Origin of the sequence: Microbacterium kyungheense (genome assembly GCF_006783905.1) — a bacterium.
Classification (GTDB): Bacteria; Actinomycetota; Actinomycetes; order Actinomycetales; family Microbacteriaceae; genus Microbacterium; species Microbacterium kyungheense.
In genome coordinates this window covers 1,183,284-1,202,129 of record NZ_VFPE01000001.1, presented here as the reverse complement: position 1 = coordinate 1,202,129, position 18,846 = coordinate 1,183,284, and the positions used below count along the sequence as shown (strand labels likewise).

Genomic DNA, 18,846 nt, shown 5'->3' with positions numbered 1-18,846 from the left:
TTCAGGCGAGCGTGACCTCGCCCGTGTACACCAGCGTCGCCGGGCCCGACAGCAGCACGTGACGCTCGCCGCCGACCTCCGGCATCCTCACTCCCAGGGTTCCGCCCGGAACGTCGACGACCCAGTGGTCGGGCGCTGCCGGACCGGCCCAGTGACGGACGGCGAGGGCCGCCGCCGCGACGCCGGTGCCGCAGCTCAAGGTCTCGCCGACACCGCGCTCGAAGACGCGCATGCGGATCGAGCCGACGCCCTCGTGCACCAGCGGGTCGCTGGGCACGACGAACTCGATGTTCGCGCCGTGCGGCGGCTCCGGGCTGAGAAGCGGCTGCACCGCCAGGTCCAGCCCTTCGAGCTCGGCCTCATCGGGCAGCGCGACGACCACGTGCGGGTTGCCGACGTCGATGCCCACACCCGGCCGTGGCGCTCCGCCGCCGCGCGTGCGCACCAGCACCTCCGACTCGTCGACCTGCCATGCTCCGAGATCGACCTCGTACCCGCGCTCGTTGCGGGTGACGGTCTTGACGCCCGCGCGCGTGCCGACCGCGAGCGGCCCGGCATCCAGGTCCACCCAGCCGACGTCGACGAGATAGCGCACGAACACGCGCACGCCGTTGCCGCACATCTCGGCCTTCGACCCGTCGGCGTTGCGGTAGTCCATGAACCACTCCGCGCCTGCTGCCGCAGCCTCAGCGCCCTCGGCGATCGCGGCTGCGCGCACGACGCGCAGGATGCCGTCGCCGCCGATGCCGAACCGCCGGTCGCACAGCACGGCGACCTGGTCGTCCGAGAGGTCGAGGGCGCCGTCAGGGTCGGGGACGATCACGAAGTCGTTTCCGGTGCCGTGGCCCTTGGTGAACGCGATCGTCTGCGGCATCGTCCCAGTCTAGAGGCGGCCCCGTGCCGCCCGGCTCAGTCGGCGATCAGGCGCTTGCCGGTCGTCCAGGTCTCGAACGGCTCGTAGCCCAGCTCGTCGTAGAAGCCGCGTGCGATGCCGTTGTCAGGGCGGACCATGAGCTGCACCTTCGGGCAGCCGAGCTCGAGCAGCAGCTCCTCGGCACGCTGGACGAGCAGCCTGCCGATCCCCTGGCCCCGGCGGTGCGGGTCGCTGGCGAGGTAGTACAGCCAGCCGCGGTGACCGTCGTAGCCGGCCATCACCGACCCGACGACGGCACCGCCGTCGACGGCGACGAGGAAGAGCTCCGGCTGCACGCGCAGCTTGCGGCTGATGTCCTGGTACGGGTTGTTCCAGGGGCGTGTCAACCCGGCCGCCTGCCAGAGCGAGACCACGGCCTCGGTGTCGGCGAGTTCGAAGGATCGGATCTCGGGCGTCATGTCCACGAGTCTGCCAGGGCTCCGGCATCCGCCCCCGCCGTCACCCAGCGTGCGTCCTCGTATCGCCGGAACCACGAGACCTGACGGCGTGCATAGCGGCGCGTGAGCGCCTGAGTCTCGGCGATCGCTTCGGGCTCGGTGAGATCGCCGGCCAGCTGGGCGAGCGCCTGCGCGTAGCCGATGGCGCGCCGCGCGGTGACGCCCGTCTCGAGCCCGTCGCCCTTCAGCCGCCGCACCTCGTCGAGGAGCCCGTCACGCCACATGCCCTCGACGCGCGCGTCCAGCCGGGCCACCAGTTCGTCGCGCGGTGCGCCCACCGCGACGATGCGCGTGTCGGGATGCCACAGCACGGGCGCCGCGGGGAGGGCCGCTCCGTGCGTCCGCTCCCCCAGCTCCAGGACCTCGAGCGCGCGCACGATGCGGCGCCCGTTGCGCGGATCGACCTTCTCGGCCGTGGCCGGGTCGGCCTCGCGCAGGCGCGCGTAGAGGGCGCCGGGCCCGTGCTCGTCCAGTTCCGCCTCCAGGCGTGCGCGCACCGCCTCGTCCCGCGGCGGGAAGCGGAAGTCGAACAGCACGCTCGACACGTACAGCCCGGACCCGCCGACGAGGATCGCGTCGGCGCCGCGATGATGGATGCCGCGCACGGCGTCGCGCGCGGCATCCTGATACCAGGCCACGGCCGCCTCGGCAGTCACGTCGAGCACGTCGAAGAGGTGGTGCGGGATGCCGCGCCGCTCGTCGACGGGGAGCTTCGCCGTCCCGATGTCCATGCCGCGATACAGCTGCATCGCGTCGGCGTTGACGATCTCGGCGGCTCGTCCTCGCGCCGCCAGCGCCTCGGCGAGCTCGAGCGACAGCGCCGTCTTGCCGGTGCCGGTCGCGCCGACGACGGCCCAGACCCGGGGCTCGGCGCCTGCCGCAGGCGTCGCGGGCCCGGTCACGGTGCGCTCAGACGCCGACACGCAGAGTCGGAAGGCCCAGCGACACGGCCCGCGGTGCGCCGGCGTCGCCGGAGGGGGCGGGGATCGCGCACGACTCCGCCTGCGCGCGGTCCCACGCGTCGCCCGAGCGGGTGCGGCGGATGCGCAGCGGTGCACCGTCGAGCGAATCGGCGAGCAGGTGGAACGGTGCGGCGTGGGTAACGACGACCGACACGACGTCGCCGGGACGCGGCGTGGCGGAGCCTTCCGGAACCTCGAAGTGCACGAGGCGGTTGTCTTCGGCGCGGCCGGTGAGGCGGTGGGTCGCGGCGTCCTTCTTGCCTTCGCCGGTCGACACGAGCACGTGCACCTCGCGGCCGACCTGCTTCTGGTTCTCTTCCAGCGAGATGCGCTCCTGCAGGGCGATCAGGCGGTCGTAGCGCTGCTGCACGACCTCCTTCGGCACCTGATCGGCCATCGTCGCGGCCGGCGTGCCCTCGCGGATCGAGTACTGGAACGTGAAGGCGCTCGCGAACCGCGCCTGCTCGACGACCCGCATGGTGTCTTCGAAGTCCTCGTCGGTCTCACCGGGGAAGCCGACGATGATGTCGGTCGAGATGGCGGCGTCGGGCATCTTGGCACGCACGCGGTCCAGGATGCCGAGGAACCGCTCGCTGCGGTACGACCGGCGCATGGCCTTGAGGATGCGGTCGCTGCCGGACTGCATCGGCATGTGCAGCTGCGGCATGACGGCAGGCGTCTCGGCCATGGCGTCGATGACGTCGTCGGTGAACGCCGCCGGGTGTGGGCTCGTGAAGCGGATCCGCTCGAGACCGTCGATCTCGCCGGCGGCGCGCAGCAGCTTGCCGAACGCCTGGCGGTCGCCGAACTCGACACCGTACGAGTTGACGTTCTGGCCGAGGAGGGTGACCTCCATCGCGCCGTCGTCGACGAGCAGGCGGATCTCGTTCAGGATGTCGCCGGGGCGGCGGTCCTTCTCTTTGCCGCGCAGGCTCGGCACGATGCAGAACGTGCAGGTGTTGTTGCAGCCGACCGAGATCGACACCCAGCCGCTGTAGACGCTGTCGCGCTTGGTGGGCAGCGTCGACGGGAAGATCTCGAGGGACTCGAGGATCTCGAGCTCAGCCTCGCCGTTGTGGCGCGCGCGCTCGAGCAGGCTCGGGAGCGACCCCATGTTGTGCGTGCCGAAGACCACGTCGACCCACGGCGCCTTCTGCTGGACGACGTCCTTGTCCATCTGGGCGAGGCAGCCGCCGACGGCGATCTGCATGCCCTCGTGCTTGTCCTTGCGGGACTTCAGGTGGCCGAGCGTGCCGTAGAGCTTGCCCGCGGCGTTGTCGCGCACGGCGCACGTGTTGATGACAACGACGTCGGCCTCTTCGCCGGCGTCGGCGCGGACGTAGCCGGCGCTCTCGAGCGAACCCGACAGGCGCTCGGAGTCGTGCACGTTCATCTGGCAGCCGAAGGTGCGCACCTCATAGGTGCGGGCGCGCCCGTCGGCGTCGTGCGACGCGGCCGACGGCGCGATGAGAGTCGGTGTGGCGGAAGGGGAAGACATGATCCCGCCATTCTACGAGCCCGCTCCCGGGCACAGGTCGGGAGCGGATGCCGCCGGCGCCGTCACTGGTGCGCCGCGGCGCCCTCCAGCCAGGCCAGCGCCCGCCCGATGTTGTCGCGGGCTGTCTGCTCGTACCCTGCCACCCAGTCGCCCTCGTAGCCGCGGACCACGGGCTCGCTGGAGAGGATCAGCGCGAAGTAGAGGCGCGACAGCTGAAGTCGCGCGGGTCCCGTCGGCGAAGCGAGCTCGTCCGCGAGGATGCCGCCGGCCGCGGTGTTGCCTGCGAGCAGGTCGGCATCGGGGTCGCCGTGCCCCTGCTGATCGGCGCCCGCGAGCTCGTGGAGCGGGTCGCCCCAGAGGGTCCGTTCGGTGTCGATGATGCCGACGATGTCGAGCGTCTCGGGGTCGAGGAAGACGTTCCCGGCCCACAGATCGGTGTGGACGACGACGGGATGCGTCACGGCGCTCAGAGCTGCGGCGTGCGCACCGACAGCCGCGCGCACCCGTTCCGCCGGAAGGTGGACGTGCCAGCGCTCGGCGTCGGCGAGGACGGCGTCCATCATGGCCCCGAACGCCTCACGCCACGTCGGGCCCGACAGGGCCGCGTCGGCGGCGGGATACCCGAACGTCGGCGCCGGCACGCGATGGAGATCGGCCATGACGGCGCCCAGACCGCGGCGCACGACCGCGTTCTGGGCGTCGTCGAGCTGCAGGTTGAGCCAGGGAACCCCCGGCAGGTGCTCGGCGACCACGACATCGGCGTCGACCGCGGACCGGCTGAAGTCGGTGTGAAGGACGCGCGGGACGGGCACGCCGCTGCCGCCCAGCATCTCGTAGGTGAGCGCCTCCGTGCCGAGCAGGCCGAGCTCGTACCGGTAGAGCCGTGAGGTGTCTGCGCCGACGATCTTCGCGACCGCGCGGCGTCCGTCCTCGAAGTGCACGCGGTAGGCCGTTGCGAACATGCCGCCTGACAGCGGCTCAGCGGAGGCGAGTCGCCCCACGGGGGCGACCAGGCGTGTCAGCTGCTCGTCTTCGAGCACGAACTTCGTGAGCATCCGCTCACCCTAGCGACGTGGCGCCCTCGCTCGGGACCGTATGTCGTCCGCCGGCCGCGGGCGCCCTCGGAGGTCACTCGAAGCGGACGCGGCCGACGGGACGACTCAGCTCATCCAGCGCCTGGCGCGTGGCGTTCATCGCCACCGGGCCGCCGTAGCCCCGACGTGCCAGCTGGCCGGCCAGCCGGCGCACGGCCACATCGCGCTCCAGGCCGCGCATCGCCGACGCCTTGCCGCGGGCGAACTCGAGGGCGCGTTCGAAGTCGTCGTCAGGAAGCTCCTCGAGCGCCGCGTCGGCGACCTCGCGGGACACCCCGCGCTTGGCGAGGGTCTGCGCGATCGCCTTGCGCCCCTGGCCCTTCCGGTCGGAGCCGGAATGCACCAGCTGCTCCGCCAGCCTGGCGTCGTCGAGGTAGCCGAGGCGTTCGAACGAAGCGACGACCTCGTCGATCGCCTCGTCATCGAGCTCATGATCGCGCAGGACGCCCCGCGCCTCGCGCACGGACAGCGAGCGAGCCCGGAGCTTCTTCAGGAGGCTCTTCTCGGCGTTCTCGCGTGCGTCGGCAGCCGCGGCCGCCGCGTCCGGGACGCGCAGGTGCGAGGTGTCATTGCCGAACCGGTCGTAGTCGTCGTCCGCCGACTCCGGGTCATCGGCCCAGGTCGCGTTCCATGCCGGCTCAGGTGAGGCTTCGAGCGGCGCCGTGGGTGCGGGACCGCCGAAGAGGGGGATGACGGGGGCGAGCCTCTCGTGCTCGCCCCCGTTCTCGGTCGTCATATGAGGTCCCTCGGTCGCTGCGCCTGCGTAGGCATCACGCCGGACGACGGGCCGCCAGCTCGTCAGCCGCCGAGCCTTCGGCGGCAGCGCCGCGCGGCTGGCCGATGCCCAGCTTGACCTTGATCTTCGACTCGATGTCTGCCGCCACGTCCTCGTTCTTGAGGAGGAAGTTGCGCGCGTTCTCTTTGCCCTGGCCCAGCTGCTCTCCGTCGTACGTGTACCACGCGCCCGACTTCTTGACGATGCCGTGCTCGACGCCGAAGTCGATGAGGCTGCCTTCGCGCGAGATGCCGACGCCGTAGAGGATGTCGAACTCCGCCTGCTTGAACGGCGGCGCCATCTTGTTCTTGACGACCTTGACGCGGGTGCGGTTGCCGACCGCGTCGGAGCCGTCCTTCAGCGTCTCGATGCGGCGGATGTCGAGTCGCACCGACGCGTAGAACTTCAGCGCTTTACCGCCGGCGGTGGTCTCGGGCGAGCCGAAGAACACGCCGATCTTCTCGCGCAGCTGGTTGATGAAGATCATCGTGGTGTTGGTCTGGTTGAGACCACCCGTGAGCTTGCGGAGCGCCTGCGACATGAGGCGCGCCTGCAGACCCACGTGCGAGTCGCCCATCTCGCCCTCGATCTCAGCCTTGGGAACGAGCGCCGCGACCGAGTCGATGACGATCAGGTCGATCGCGCCGGAGCGCACCAGCATGTCGGCGATCTCGAGCGCCTGCTCACCCGTGTCGGGCTGCGACACGAGCAGCGCGTCGATGTCGACGCCGAGCTTCTGGGCGTAGTCCGGGTCGAGCGCGTGCTCGGCGTCGATGAACGCGGCGATCCCGCCCGCGCGCTGCGCGTTGGCGATCGCGTGGAGGGTCAGCGTCGTCTTACCCGACGACTCCGGACCGTAGATCTCGATGATGCGGCCACGCGGGAGTCCGCCGATGCCGAGGGCGACGTCGAGGGCGATCGAGCCGGTGGGCACGACCTCGACGGGAGCGCGCTCGTCGCTGCCGAGCCGCATCACCGAGCCCTTCCCGAACTGCCGGTCGATCTGGGCGAGGGCCGATTCGAGGGCCTTCTCGCGGTCTGCGGGTGAGGGCATGTCGTGCTCCTTCGTGCTGGTGTTCCGTCGCCTGTAGGCTGTCGCGCTCCGCCCCGGTGGAACGGATGCTGCGACAAGGCGTGTGGTGTCGTTCGACGTGGATCACGTTAGGGGTGGGTTCCGACATCGGCCTTCGCCCGGCCCCGGTCCGTGCAAAACACGTCCTCGACACCTTCTGTGGAGGACACTACGCGGATCTCGAACAGATATTCGACGACACGCCGCGCGGCGACGACGGATGCGCGTCAGCTGCGACGGGGTTCGAGCCGCCCCACGCCGTATCGGCGCTCGGCCGGCACATCGAGCTCTTCGCACAGCGCGAGCCACACCTCACGCGGGTCCACGCCGGCGGCGATGGCATCCGCGGCCGTGCGGCCGCCCACGCGCGAGAGGACCAGATCGGTCACGACGGCGCTCGCGCGCCCGCCGAACTCGTCGTCGACGGCGCGACGGAACTCACTGCGGCGCATCTGGGTAGGCGATCCCTGAGCTTCGTGGAGGTCAGCGCAGCGACAGCTCGGCGTCGACCGAGGCCACCAGGTCGTCCGGGACGACATCGGGGAACGTCTGCAGTCCCTCCAGCACCGAGATGCGGTCACCGACCTCTCGCATGATGATCGAGATCGGGACGTCGAGCGCTTCGGCCACCGAGGCGAGGATCTCGCTCGAGGCCTCCTTCTGCCCGCGCTCGACCTCGCTCAGATAGCCGAGGGCGACGCTCGCGCGGCTCGCCACCTGCCGGAGGGTGCGCCCCTTCTGCTGGCGGAAATCACGAAGCACTTCGCCGATCTCTTGACGTACCAGGATCATCAGGGCCCCTCCTCACTTCTGATTCCACCGTCGTCCGGGTGGCCAACAGTACAGCACCGGATGATGCCAATCTAATCCCGAGAACTGGGCAATGGGTGGGAATCACCGAATGTAACCGAGACGCAACACGGTCTGTTCCCGGCCGACACGAAGAGCAGTGGATGCCTCACAGCACGTCGAGCGCCAGCTCGAGCACGCGCGTCACCGACGCCGTGCGGATCTCGTCGCGGGTCCCCGCCAGCGCGAGCTGAGCGGTCACCGCGGTCTCAGGAGTCACCACGGCGATGTGGACGGTGCCGACGGGCTTGCCGTCCTGCGCGTCCGGGCCGGCCACGCCGGTGGTGGCGAGCCCGACATCGGCACCCATCACGCGGCGCACTCCCCCGGCCATCGCGAGGGCCACCTCGGCGTCGACGGCACCGCGCTCGGCGAGCAGGCCCTCGTCGACGCCGAGCACCCGCGCCTTGAGGTCGGTCGCGTAGGCGACGATGCCTCCGCGCACGTGCGCGGAGGCGCCCGGAATGTCGACGAGCGCGGCGATGACGCGTCCGCCGGTGAGGGATTCCGCCGCGGCGATCGACCAGTCCCGCACGCCGAGGGCGCGGAGGACCGCCGCCGCCGCGCCCGCGCTGAGCGAGGAACGAGACGAAGGATCCTCCGTCACGACGACGTCCGCTTCTCGCGAGCCGCCCGCACCTCGCTCACGATGTAGTCGATGCCGCTCGCGATCGTGAGGACGACGGCGATCGTCATCGTCACGCCGTTGACCCAGAAGATCCACTCGCCGACGAGGGTCCACAGCGGCAGGAGCGCGAGCGACAGCGCGACCCCCTGCGCGAGGGTCTTGAGCTTGCCCATCCAGGCGGCGGCGAGCACGTGGTCGCTGACGACCATGAAGCGGTACACGGTGATGCCGATCTCGCGGATCAGCACGACGATCGTGACCCACCAGGGCAGCTCGCCGAGGATCGACAGCCCGATGAAGGCGAAGCCCGTGAGCACCTTGTCGGCGATCGGGTCGAGCAGCTTGCCGAGGTCGGTGACGATGTGGTGCTTGCGGGCGAGATAGCCGTCGATCCCGTCGGTCGCGATCGCGACGATGAACAGCGCCGCCGCCCACCACCGCAGCGCGCCGTCGGCGCCACCGTCCGCGAGGAGGAGCCACAGGAAGACCGGTGCGCAGAGAATGCGCACGATCGTGATCGTGTTCGGCAGCTGCCGCGGGATCTCCATGCGCCGAGCCTATCCGTCGGGACCGTTCAGTCGCGGCCGGTCAAGCCCCAGGCGTCCTCTGAGCCCTCGTCGCCGTCGACCTCCGGGTAGCCGTCGAACTGCGAGGCGACGGCATCCTTCCCGTACTGATCGGATGCCGCGGCCGCGGGCGCCGCATCCGGCACGTCCTCGCCGCGCAGGCGCGCGAGCACCGAGGGCAGCTGATCGGGCGTGACGAGCACGTCGCGGGCCTTCGAGCCCTCGGAGGGACCGACGATCTCGCGGGACTCCAGCAGGTCCATGAGACGGCCGGCCTTCGCGAATCCGACGCGCAGCTTGCGCTGCAGCATCGACGTCGAGCCGAACTGCGTCGAGATGATCTGCTCGGCGGCCGCCAGCAGCAGATCGAGGTCGTCACCGATGTCGGCGTCGATCTCTTTCTTCTCGGCGACGGCCTGCACGTCGGCGCGATACTCCGGCCGCGCCTGGTTGGTGACGTGCTTGACGACCTCTTCGATCTCTTTCTCGCTGACCCACGCTCCCTGGACGCGCAGCGCCTTCGAGGCGCCCATCGGCAGGAACAGCCCGTCGCCCTGGCCGATGAGCCGATCGGCGCCAGGCTGATCGAGGATGACGCGCGAGTCGGTGACGCTCGTCACCGCGAACGCCAGGCGCGACGGCACATTGGCCTTGATGAGGCCCGTCACGACATCGACGGACGGCCGCTGCGTGGCCAGCACGAGATGGATGCCCGAGGCGCGGGCGAGCTGCGTGATGCGGACGATCGAGTCCTCCACGTCGCGCGGCGCGACCATCATGAGGTCGGCGAGCTCGTCGACGACCACGAGCAGGTACGGGTAGGGCTTGAGCACGCGCTCGCTGCCCGGTGGCAGGGTGATCTCACCCGCGACGACGGCCTTGTTGAAGTCGTCGATGTGGCGGAAGCCGAACGACGCGAGGTCGTCGTACCGCATGTCCATCTCTTTCACGACCCACTGCAGCGCCTCTGCGGCCTTCTTGGGGTTCGTGATGATGGGCGTGATGAGGTGCGGAACACCGGCGTACGACGTGAGCTCGACCCGCTTGGGGTCGATCAGCACCATGCGCACGTCCGCCGGCTTGGCGCGCATGAGCAGGCTCGTGATCATCGAGTTCACGAAGCTCGACTTGCCCGAGCCGGTGGAGCCGGCCACGAGCAGGTGGGGCATCTTCGCCAGGTTCGCGACGACGTAGCCGCCGCCCACGTCCTTGCCGACGCCAATGGTCATCGGGTGCGTCTGGTTGGTGGCGGTCTGCGAGCGCAGCACGTCGCCGAGCGTGACGATCTCGCGATCGGTGTTGGGGATCTCGACGCCGATCGCACTCTTGCCGGGGATCGGCGCGAGGATGCGCACCTCGTTCGAGGCGACGGCATAGGCGATGTTGTTGGTCAGGGCGGTGATGCGTTCGACCTTGACGCCCGGGCCGAGCTCGATCTCGTACTGCGTGACTGTCGGACCGCGCGAGAACCCGGTCACGCGCGCGTCGACGGAGAACTGGTCGAGCACGCTCGTGATCGCCCGCACGGTGTCGTCGTTCGCCTGCGACCGCGCGACGTGCGGCGAGCCCGCCGCCAGCGCATTGACCGACGGGAGCCGGTACGGGGCCGTGGGCGCACCCGGCGCCGACGACGTCCCGATGCCGTCGAGCCCGGGCAGGAGCCCGTCGTCCTCGATGACCTCGGCGTCGTCGCGCAGCGACGTGCGCGACGACGTGGCGGCCTTCGCCGCCGACAGCACGGCGGGGTCGATCACCTCCGTGAGCGCGTCCGTCGCGGGAGCCGGAGGCGGCGTGACCGATGCCGCGATCGCCTGATCGAAACCGCCCTGCGACGATCCGGCAGGAAGCAGCTCGGTGAGGTCCTGCGAGCCCAGCCCGCCCTCGGGATCCTTCTCGCGGCCGGTCTTGTTGCGGCGCCAGAACGGCAGGGACGAGTCGCCCTCGTCGTCGGCCGAGGCGGCGGCCGCGGCATCCACCGGCTTCTCTTCACGGGGCTCGGCGCCGAACATCCACATGTACAGCTCGCCGAGGCGGCGGCCGATGCGGTTCGGCGGGGTCTTGGTGATGATCAGGACGCTCAGCAGCGACAGCAGCGACAGCGCGATGTACGCCCCGATGTCGGTCAGCACGAAGGCCAGCGGCTCGGCGAGCATCCAGCCGAACAGCCCCCCGGCCTCGCTGAGGGCCGGGAGCCCCTGGCTCGGCTGCGGGCGGCCGCCCGCGACATGGCAGAAGCCCGCGATCGTGACGATCAGCAGGCCGAACCCGATCCCGACGCGCCCGTTGTCATGCACGGACGAGGGATGCCGGAACATCCAGCCCGCGAGCATGAGCAGCAGCACCGGCAGCACGAACGCCTCGCGTCCGACCAGCATCCCGACCGTGTAGGCGCTGATCGTCTTCGCGACCTCGTTGCCGATGAAGAACCACTCGTTGACGGCACCGGCGATCGCCAGCAGCACGAGCAGGAACGGGAAGCCGTCGCGACGCTGCTCCTTCTCGAGGACCTCGGGCCCGAATGCCCGGAACAGTCCGCCGGTGGCGTGCGCGATGCCCATCCATGCGCGGACGACGACGGGCGGCCGGTCGGGCTCGCCCACGTAGCGCTTCGGCGCCGGTGCGGGTTTGGCCGCCGCCGGCTTCCGCGCGCTCGAAGACGTCGTCGAGCGCGTGCTCGACGACGCGTTCGAAGACGCGCGCGACCCCTTGGTCGGGCTTGTGCTCCTGGCCATCCCCCCACGGTAGGCCGGGCGCCCGACATTTCCGCGGAACCACGCCGCTCAGCGCCCTTCGCGGACTATCGCAGGCGCTTGACCATCGTGTCGCGCCCGTGCCCCGCCTCGACGACCGCGAACCCCTCGCTGCGGTACAGCGTCGCTGCGAAGTTGCCGCGCTCGACGCTGAGGCTCAGCCGCGCGAACCCGTCGGCGCGGGCCTTCTCGCACAGCCGCTGCAGCAGCGCGCGTCCGACGCCGTGCGCGCGCCACACCGGCCGCACGCCGATGATCAGCTCCGGCACGCCGGTGCCGACATACCCGAAGCCGGGGTCGGTCCGCGGCAGCATGCGATACCACGCGGCACCCACCGGGCCTCCGGCGGAATCCTCCGCCACGAATCCCGCATCGCCCGGCCGCTTCCACCCGGCGACATAGCGGCGGTGGTCGTCGCCGCCGATGATCTCGTGCCGCGGCCGCGCCGCGCCCTGGCGCCAGTTGGCCGCCTCGACCACCATGTCGCCGAGGAACGAGCCGTCGGACCCGACGGCCGGCCTGATGCGGAACGAAGACGCCACGGGCCGATCGTACGGCGCGCGTGTTACGACAGGATGACGCACCCCGCCGCCCACAACGGCATCGCCCCGCCCCGAGCAGCGATCTCGCTAGGCCTCGATCACGAGCGGCACGATCATCGGCCGGCGTCGCAGCGACTGGTTCACCCAGCGGCCGATGGTGCGCCGCACGACCTGCGAGAGGGCGTGCTGGTCGCGGACGCCGGACTGGGCGGCCTCGGCGAGCGCGGCGGCGATCTTCGGCTTGACGTCCTCGAACACGGCGTCGTCCTCGGCGAACCCGCGGGCGTGCACCTCGGGCCCCGAGATGACCTTGCCGGTGGTCGCGTCGACGACGACGATGACCGAGATGAAGCCCTCCTCGCCGAGGATCCGACGGTCCTTGAGGTCGGCGTCGGTGATCTCGCCCACCGTCGAGCCGTCGACGTAGACGAAGCCGAGGTCGAGCTGGCCGACCTCTTCGGCGATGCCGTCGCGCAGGTCGATGACCGTGCCGTTCTCGGCCAGCAGGGTGCGCTCGGCGGGGATGCCGGTGTCCTGCGCGAGACGGGCGTTGGCCATCAGGTGCCGGTACTCGCCGTGGACGGGCAGCACGTTGCGCGGCTTCAGGATGTTGTAGCAGTAGAGCAGCTCGCCCGCGGCGGCGTGGCCCGAGACGTGCACCTTGGCGTTGCCCTTGTGCACGACGTTGGCGCCGAGCTTGGTGAGCCCGTCGATCACGCGGTACACCGCGTTCTCGTTGCCGGGGATGAGGCTCGACGCGAGGATCACGGTGTCGCCGGGACCGGGCTCGATCGCGTGGTCGAGGTTCGCCATGCGGCTGAGCACCGCCATCGGCTCGCCCTGCGAGCCCGTCGACATGTAGACGATCTGGTCGTCCGGCAGGTCCCGCGCCTTCTTGTAGTCGATGAGGACGCCGTCCGGCACCTTCAGGTAGCCGAGGTCCTCGGCGATCGTCATGTTGCGGACCATGCTCCGGCCGAGGAACGCGACGCGACGGCCGTGGGCGGCCGCGGCATCCAGCACCTGCTGCACGCGGTGGACGTGGCTGGAGAAGCTGGCGACGACGACGCGGCGCGGCGCCTTGCCGATCACCTGGTCGAGCACCGGGCCGATCGAGCGCTCGGTGGGCGTGAAGCCGGGCACGTCGGCGTTGGTGGAGTCGACCAGGAAGAGGTCGACGCCCTCTTCGCCGAGCCGCGCGAACGAGCGCAGGTCGGTGATGCGGCCGTCCAGCGGCAGCTGGTCCATCTTGAAGTCGCCGGTCGCCAGCACGAGCCCCGCGGGCGTGCGGATCGCGACCGCGAGCGCGTCGGGGATCGAGTGGTTGACCGCGACGAACTCGAGCTCGAACGGCCCGAGGTTCTCGCGCTGGCCCTCGGCGACCGTCAGCGTGAACGGCTTGATGCGGTGCTCCTTGAGCTTCGCCTCGACGAGCGCGAGCGTCAGCCCCGACCCGATGAGGGGGATGTCGCTCTTGAGCTTGAGCAGGTACGGCACGGCGCCGATGTGGTCCTCGTGGCCGTGCGTGAGCACGACGCCGACGATGTCGTCGAGCCGCTGCTTGATCGGCTCGAAGTCCGGCAGGATCAGGTCGACGCCCGGCTGGTGCTCTTCGGGGAACAGCACGCCGCAGTCGACGACCAGCAGCTTGCCGCCGTACTCGAACACGGTCATGTTGCGGCCGACCTCGCCGAGGCCGCCGAGCGGGACGATCCGCAGGGTGCCGGCGGTGAGCTCAGGCGGGTCGTACAGGGTGGTGGGCATCGTGAGGCCTCCTCCGGATGCCGCGGCATCCGTTCATCTGTCCTGCCGTCGCGTCCGCGGCGGCAGGATCCGTCATCTCGTGGTGCCCGAGACCTTCGGCAGCGCACCGCCGGCGGCGGCGTTGCGGTCGGGGCGGAAGTTCGAGAAGTCCGCACCGGCGACGTCGGTCACCAGCGCCAGCTCGTCTTCGATCATCGCGGCCTCCCACTCCTCCGGGCCGACCAGCGGCAGCCGGACGCGGGGGCTGGAGATCCGGCCCAGGCCGTGCAGGACGTACTTGGTCGACACGGTGCCGGGAACGTGGGTCATGAGGGCGCGCACGAGCGGCTCGAGGCGCTTGTGCTCGGCGGTCGCGGCCGCGAGATCGCCGCGGTTGACGGCATCCACGATCACGCGGTACGGCTGGGCGGCGACGTTCGCCGTCACGCCGATGAGGCCGGTCGCGCCGATCGCGAGGTGCGGCAGCACGTTGGCGTCGTCGCCGGAGAAGTACATGAGGTCGGTCTGGTTGAGCACGCGGCTGACCTCGCTGAAGTCGCCCTTTGCGTCCTTGATCGCCAGGATGTTCGGGTGCTTGGCCAGGCGCAGGATCGTCTCGTACTTGATCGGCACGCCCGTGCGTGCGGGGATGTCGTACAGGATCACCGGCAGGTCGGTCGCATCGGCGACGAGGCGGAAGTGCGTGAGGATGCCCGCCTGCGTGGGCTTGTTGTAGTACGGCGTGACGATCATGATGCCGTCGGCGCCGGCCTTCTCGCTGGCCTTGTAGAGCTCGATCGCGTGCGCGGTCTCGTTGGAGCCGCCGCCCGTGATGATCTTCGCCCGTCCGGCCGAGACATCCTTGCCCACCTCGACCAGGCGGAGCTTCTCCGCGTCGGTGAGGGTCGACGTCTCACCCGTGGTGCCGGTGACGACGATGCCGTCGGCGCCCGCGGTGATGACGTCGTCGATGTGCTTCTCGACACCGGGCCAGTCGACTTCGCCGTCGGCCGTCATGGGGGTGACGAGCGCGACGAGGACCTGTCCGAAGGGATTGCCCGTATGCGTCATGAGTTCAGATTATCGGGATGCCGCGCCCGCCGCGTACGGCCGGGCGCGGCATCCCCGCCTCGAGGTCAGCCTCGCGCCCCGCGGCGGCTGCGCGTGCTGCGGCGGCGCGCGTAGTCCGCCAGGATGGCGCCGGCGCCGACTGCGGCCAGGCTCAGGGCGATGGGCAGGGTCGGATCGAAGGTGCCGCCGGTGGCGGGCAGCTCGCCACCCGGCGTGCTCCCGCTCGGCGTCGGGGCGACGGTCGGCGTCGGAGACGGCGTGACCGTCGGGGTCGGAGTGACCGTCGGGGTGGGCGTCGGGGTGATGGTCGGTGTCGGAGTGGGCGTGACCGTCGGGGTGGGCGTGGGCGCCGGACACGGGAGGACGCCGCGGAAGAAATACGCATGGGTCTCGCCGCTGCCGACGGTCACGTCCAGGTTGCGCGCCAGGATCTGACCGTCGATGGGTGCCGCGCTCACCGTCATGTCGGTCTCGGGTCCGTACAGCGAGCCCACGATGCGCCCTTGCGGGCCGGTCGCCGGCTGCACCGTCACGGCGCCCGTGACGTCGGTGAAGTCCCACATGACGTAGTGCGGAGCGCTCGCGCTCCCACCGAACGGCGCGTTGACCACCGTCGTCCCGGCGGGGACGACGACCACGAGCGGGTTGGCGGGGCCGAGCAGGGGCTCGCCGTCGGCGAACTGGACCTGCTGCGCACCCAGGGCGGCGTCGTACACGATCACGTTCGGGTGGTCGGCGGAGATGCCCGCGAGGACCACGCGGCCAGAGGTGTCCTCGACGACCGTCGGGAAGTTCGCGAGGTCGTTCACCGGATCCTCGACGGTGGCCAGGCACGAGGCCGCTTCGTCGTACGTCCAGGTCATGTCCGCCTCGACGTAATCCGCGGCGTCCGGCACCGCGGTGTAGATCTCGTCGGCCGCCGCATCGGCCGTCCCCGGCCAGGGCAGCGCGTTGACATCGATGAGGGGCGCGTCGTCGACGTCGGCGCCGGCGCGGATGTGCCGGGTGAAGCCGCCCCGCTCGGCGAACGTCCACGCGTCGCTCGGCGTGGCGACCTTCAGGATGCCCGTCGTCGCGGGGTCGACGGGGTCCTGGCCGGCGTTGGTGATCTCGATACGGCCGTCGCCCCCGTACTGCGATACGAGCACGCGCGTGGGATCGCCGTCGACCGTGGGAAGCACGTAGTCGCCGGCGCCGGCCACGAACTGGACTGCCGGGTAGTAGCCGCTGGTGCCGCGCACAGAGAGCGTGCCGCCCACGGCGATCGCACCCTCTGTCTCGGACCCGCCGAGGAACGCGTCCTCGCGGGCGTAGACGCTGTAGCCGCCCGCTGCCGTGAACGGGTTCCACTGGGCGGGGACGTCTGCCTGCGCGACCGCGCCGGCGACCATGACCCCGACAGCCGCCAGACCGACCACGACCACGCCGGCAGCGCTGCGACGGACCACCCGACGATCGCGTCGCGCGTCCCCGCGCAGCTTCTGAACACGTCCGCGATCGTTCCGCATATCCGCCCCTCCGCAGATGTGACGCGCGGGCCGGCCCGCGCCGCAGGGTCGCTCGGGGAGGGGCTGCGGTTCGCGGGCGTCGGGCCGCACGGCGAGTCTGCGAGAAAGTCTAACCAATCCGCTCTCTCGACCGGCGACCGTCGCACGGTCGACGGGTCGCACCGGACGGGTCAGCGGCCGCGTTCGCCGATGCGCGCTGCGACCGAGGGCGGCGCGAACCGCGCGAGGACGACCAGCACCTTGTATCGCAGGGACGGGATCGACACCGCGGACCCGTGCGTCACGTCGCGCAGCGACTGCGCCACGACGTCGCTCGCCTGCAGCCACATGAAGCCGGGCACGCCCTCTTCACCGGGATCGAGGCCCATGCGCTCGTGGAAGTCCGTGTGCGTATACCCGGGGCAGACCGCCGTCACCGTCACTCCGCGCGCCCGGTAGCGGCCGTTCGCCCAGCGGCTGAAGCTCACCAGCCACCCCTTGCACGCGCCGTACGTCGAGCGCGGGATGAACGCGGCCACCGAGGCGACGTTGATGATCCGGCCGTGCCCCCGCTCGAGCATCGCTCCGAGCGCGGCGTGCGTCAGCCGCATCGGCACCTCGACGTGCAGCCTCAGGTGGCGCACTTCGTCGTCGATGTCGTTGCCCTCGAACGCGAGCGGCAGCCCGAAGCCGGCGTTGTTCACCAGGACCTCGATGGGCCGGTCGGGGTCGGCCACGCGCGCCACGACCCTGTTGCGCTGGCGCCGCTTGACCAGGTCGGCCGCGAGCACCTCGACCTCGACGCCGTACGTCCTGCGCAGACGGCTCGCGAGCTCGTCGAGCGCTGTGCGATCGCGTGCGACGAGCACGAGGTCGGCACCCTTGGCCGCCAGCTGCCGCGCGTACTCGGCGCCGAGACCCGAGCTCGCGCCGGTGATGAGTGCCGTCTTGCCCATGCGCGCCAGCCTATTGCCGCACGCCGTGCCTCAGGACGCGGGACCGGGCACCAGCGAGAGGAACCTGTAGCGGATGCCGGATCCCGACGTCGCCCACTCCCCCGGTCCGCCCGCGGCCGGGATCCATCCCGAGCGGTCCGGGGCGCGGGTGTCGCCCGCGACGTCGAGGTCGAGCTCGGTGACCTCGAGCCGATCGGCCCACGGGAGCGCCTCGCTGTACAGCTGACCGCCGCCGATGACCCAGATCCATTCCGGGTCGCCTGCCGCGGCGAGGGTCAGCGCGGCCTCGAGCGACGCCGCACGCTCGGCGCCGGCATCCTGCCACTCCTGCTGACGGGTGACGACGATGTTGCGCCGCCCGGGGAGCGGGCGGAAGCGCGCCGGGAAGGACTCCCACGTGCGGCGGCCCATCACGACGGGGGCGCCGAGCGTCGTCGCCTTGAAGTGCGCGAGATCCTCGGGCACGTGCCACGGCATTCCGCCGTGCGCACCGATCACGCCGCCGTGCGCCTCGGCCCAGATGAGGCCGACGCTGCTGCGGCCGACCCTGCTCCGGCCGAGGCTCGAGCTCATACCGCGACCGCGGCGCGGATCGCGGGGTGGTGCTGGTAGTCCTCGACGATGAAGTCCTCGTAGCGGTAGTCGAAGATCGACTCGGGCTTCCGCGCGAACCGCAGCGTCGGATACGGGTAGGGATCGCGCGTGAGCTGCTCGCGCACCTGCTCGACATGGTTGTCGTAGACGTGGCAGTCGCCGCCGGTCCACACGAAGTCGCCCGGCTCCAGCCCCGCCTGCTGCGCGATCATCAGCGTCAGCAGCGCGTAGGACGCGATGTTGAACGGCACACCCAGGAACAGGTCGGCGCTGCGCTGATAGAGCTGGCACGACAGCTTGCCGTCGGCGACGTAGAACTGGAAGAGGGTGTGGCACGGCGCGAGCGCCATGTCGGGGATGTCGGCCGGGTTCCAGGCCGACACGATCAGCCGGCGGGAGTCGGGATTCGTCCTGATCTGCTCGACCACCTGCGAGATCTGGTCGATGTGACCGCCGGACGGCGTCGGCCACGAGCGCCACTGCACGCCGTAGACGGGGCCGAGCTCGCCCGAGGCGTCGGCCCACTCGTCCCAGATCGTGACGCCGTTCTGCTGCAGCCAGGCGACGTTCGACTCGCCGCGCAGGAACCACAGGAGCTCGTAGGCGATCGATTTGAAGTGCACGCGCTTGGTGGTGATGAGCGGGAACCCCTGAGACAGGTCGAACCGGATCTGCCGGCCGAACGCGCTCGTGGTGCCCGTTCCGGTGCGGTCGTCCTTGTGCGTGCCGTGCTCCAGCACGTCGCGCAGCAGGTCCTCATAAGGCGTGGGGATCGACGTCGTCACGGCTGCCACGATACCCGCGGCAGTGCCGCCGGAGGCGGACACCCGCCGGTCGACCGTGTGTGACATCCGGCGCGTCATATTCGCTCATCCCGTCCCGGCGCGC

The 18,846-nt window shown here is 70.8% G+C and carries 19 protein-coding genes; all 19 read right to left on the bottom strand.

The annotated features are described in order from the left end of the window. Position 1: 1 nt before the first annotated feature. The gene (dapF, locus tag FB391_RS05325; RefSeq protein WP_141893302.1) at positions 2-874 is read right to left on the bottom strand and encodes a diaminopimelate epimerase; all 873 of its coding nucleotides are present in this window, start codon (positions 872-874) and stop codon (positions 2-4) included. 35 nt (positions 875-909) lie between these two features. Beyond that, complete coding sequence (locus FB391_RS05320) at positions 910-1,332, bottom strand: GNAT family acetyltransferase (protein ID WP_141893300.1); 423 nt, start codon at positions 1,330-1,332, stop codon at positions 910-912. After that, positions 1,329-2,273 carry a tRNA (adenosine(37)-N6)-dimethylallyltransferase MiaA gene (gene miaA / locus FB391_RS05315; RefSeq protein ID WP_141893298.1) on the bottom strand — a complete coding sequence of 315 codons (945 nt, stop codon included), beginning with the start codon at positions 2,271-2,273 and terminating at the stop codon, positions 1,329-1,331. Before miaA ends, FB391_RS05320 begins: the two co-directional genes overlap by 4 nt. Positions 2,274-2,280: 7 nt before the next feature. After that, entirely contained in the window at positions 2,281-3,831 is a 1,551-nt protein-coding gene (gene miaB, locus FB391_RS05310) for a tRNA (N6-isopentenyl adenosine(37)-C2)-methylthiotransferase MiaB (RefSeq protein ID WP_141893296.1), read from the bottom strand. Positions 3,832-3,893: 62 nt separating this feature from the next. After that, positions 3,894-4,886: a phosphotransferase family protein gene (locus FB391_RS05305; protein WP_141893294.1), complete on the bottom strand. Its 993-nt coding sequence runs from the start codon at positions 4,884-4,886 to the stop codon at positions 3,894-3,896. 73 nt (positions 4,887-4,959) lie between these two features. Next, positions 4,960-5,661, bottom strand: a complete 702-nt coding sequence (locus tag FB391_RS05300) for a regulatory protein RecX (RefSeq protein ID WP_141893291.1) — start codon at positions 5,659-5,661, stop codon at positions 4,960-4,962. Between the two features lie 34 nt (positions 5,662-5,695). Continuing rightward, positions 5,696-6,754 (bottom strand): recombinase RecA, encoded by a 1,059-nt coding sequence (gene recA, locus FB391_RS05295; RefSeq protein WP_141893289.1) that lies wholly within the window; start codon positions 6,752-6,754, stop codon positions 5,696-5,698. A 245-nt stretch (positions 6,755-6,999) separates the two neighbouring features. Then, entirely contained in the window at positions 7,000-7,224 is a 225-nt protein-coding gene (locus FB391_RS05290; RefSeq protein ID WP_141893287.1) for a DUF3046 domain-containing protein, read from the bottom strand. A 31-nt stretch (positions 7,225-7,255) separates the two neighbouring features. After that, positions 7,256-7,564 carry a helix-turn-helix domain-containing protein gene (locus FB391_RS05285; protein ID WP_018172206.1) on the bottom strand — a complete coding sequence of 103 codons (309 nt, stop codon included), beginning with the start codon at positions 7,562-7,564 and terminating at the stop codon, positions 7,256-7,258. Between the two features lie 166 nt (positions 7,565-7,730). Continuing rightward, positions 7,731-8,228 (bottom strand): CinA family protein, encoded by a 498-nt coding sequence (locus tag FB391_RS05280; RefSeq protein WP_141893285.1) that lies wholly within the window; start codon positions 8,226-8,228, stop codon positions 7,731-7,733. Then, positions 8,225-8,797, bottom strand: a complete 573-nt coding sequence (pgsA, locus tag FB391_RS05275) for a CDP-diacylglycerol--glycerol-3-phosphate 3-phosphatidyltransferase (protein ID WP_141893283.1) — start codon at positions 8,795-8,797, stop codon at positions 8,225-8,227. The genes FB391_RS05280 and pgsA overlap by 4 nt, the downstream gene beginning before the upstream one ends. A 26-nt stretch (positions 8,798-8,823) precedes the next feature. Next, complete coding sequence (locus FB391_RS05270) at positions 8,824-11,547, bottom strand: FtsK/SpoIIIE family DNA translocase (protein WP_141893281.1); 2,724 nt, start codon at positions 11,545-11,547, stop codon at positions 8,824-8,826. A gap of 65 nt (positions 11,548-11,612) precedes the next feature. Continuing rightward, on the bottom strand, positions 11,613-12,107 hold the full coding sequence (locus tag FB391_RS05265; RefSeq protein ID WP_141893279.1) for a GNAT family N-acetyltransferase: 495 nt from the start codon (positions 12,105-12,107) through the stop codon (positions 11,613-11,615). 87 nt (positions 12,108-12,194) lie between these two features. After that, complete coding sequence (locus FB391_RS05260; protein WP_141893277.1) at positions 12,195-13,871, bottom strand: ribonuclease J; 1,677 nt, start codon at positions 13,869-13,871, stop codon at positions 12,195-12,197. Between the two features lie 72 nt (positions 13,872-13,943). Then, positions 13,944-14,921 (bottom strand): 4-hydroxy-tetrahydrodipicolinate synthase, encoded by a 978-nt coding sequence (gene dapA / locus FB391_RS05255; RefSeq protein ID WP_141893274.1) that lies wholly within the window; start codon positions 14,919-14,921, stop codon positions 13,944-13,946. A 65-nt stretch (positions 14,922-14,986) separates the two neighbouring features. Further along, positions 14,987-16,369, bottom strand: coding sequence for a collagen-binding domain-containing protein (locus FB391_RS05250; RefSeq protein WP_185842949.1), 1,383 nt, complete (start codon positions 16,367-16,369; stop codon positions 14,987-14,989). A 230-nt stretch (positions 16,370-16,599) separates the two neighbouring features. Next, positions 16,600-17,364: an SDR family NAD(P)-dependent oxidoreductase gene (locus FB391_RS05245; RefSeq protein ID WP_141893270.1), complete on the bottom strand. Its 765-nt coding sequence runs from the start codon at positions 17,362-17,364 to the stop codon at positions 16,600-16,602. A gap of 30 nt (positions 17,365-17,394) precedes the next feature. Then, on the bottom strand, positions 17,395-17,937 hold the full coding sequence (locus FB391_RS05240; RefSeq protein ID WP_141893268.1) for a dihydrofolate reductase: 543 nt from the start codon (positions 17,935-17,937) through the stop codon (positions 17,395-17,397). Continuing rightward, positions 17,934-18,743, bottom strand: coding sequence for a thymidylate synthase (locus FB391_RS05235; protein WP_141893266.1), 810 nt, complete (start codon positions 18,741-18,743; stop codon positions 17,934-17,936). The genes FB391_RS05240 and FB391_RS05235 overlap by 4 nt, the downstream gene beginning before the upstream one ends. Positions 18,744-18,846 lie beyond the last annotated feature (103 nt).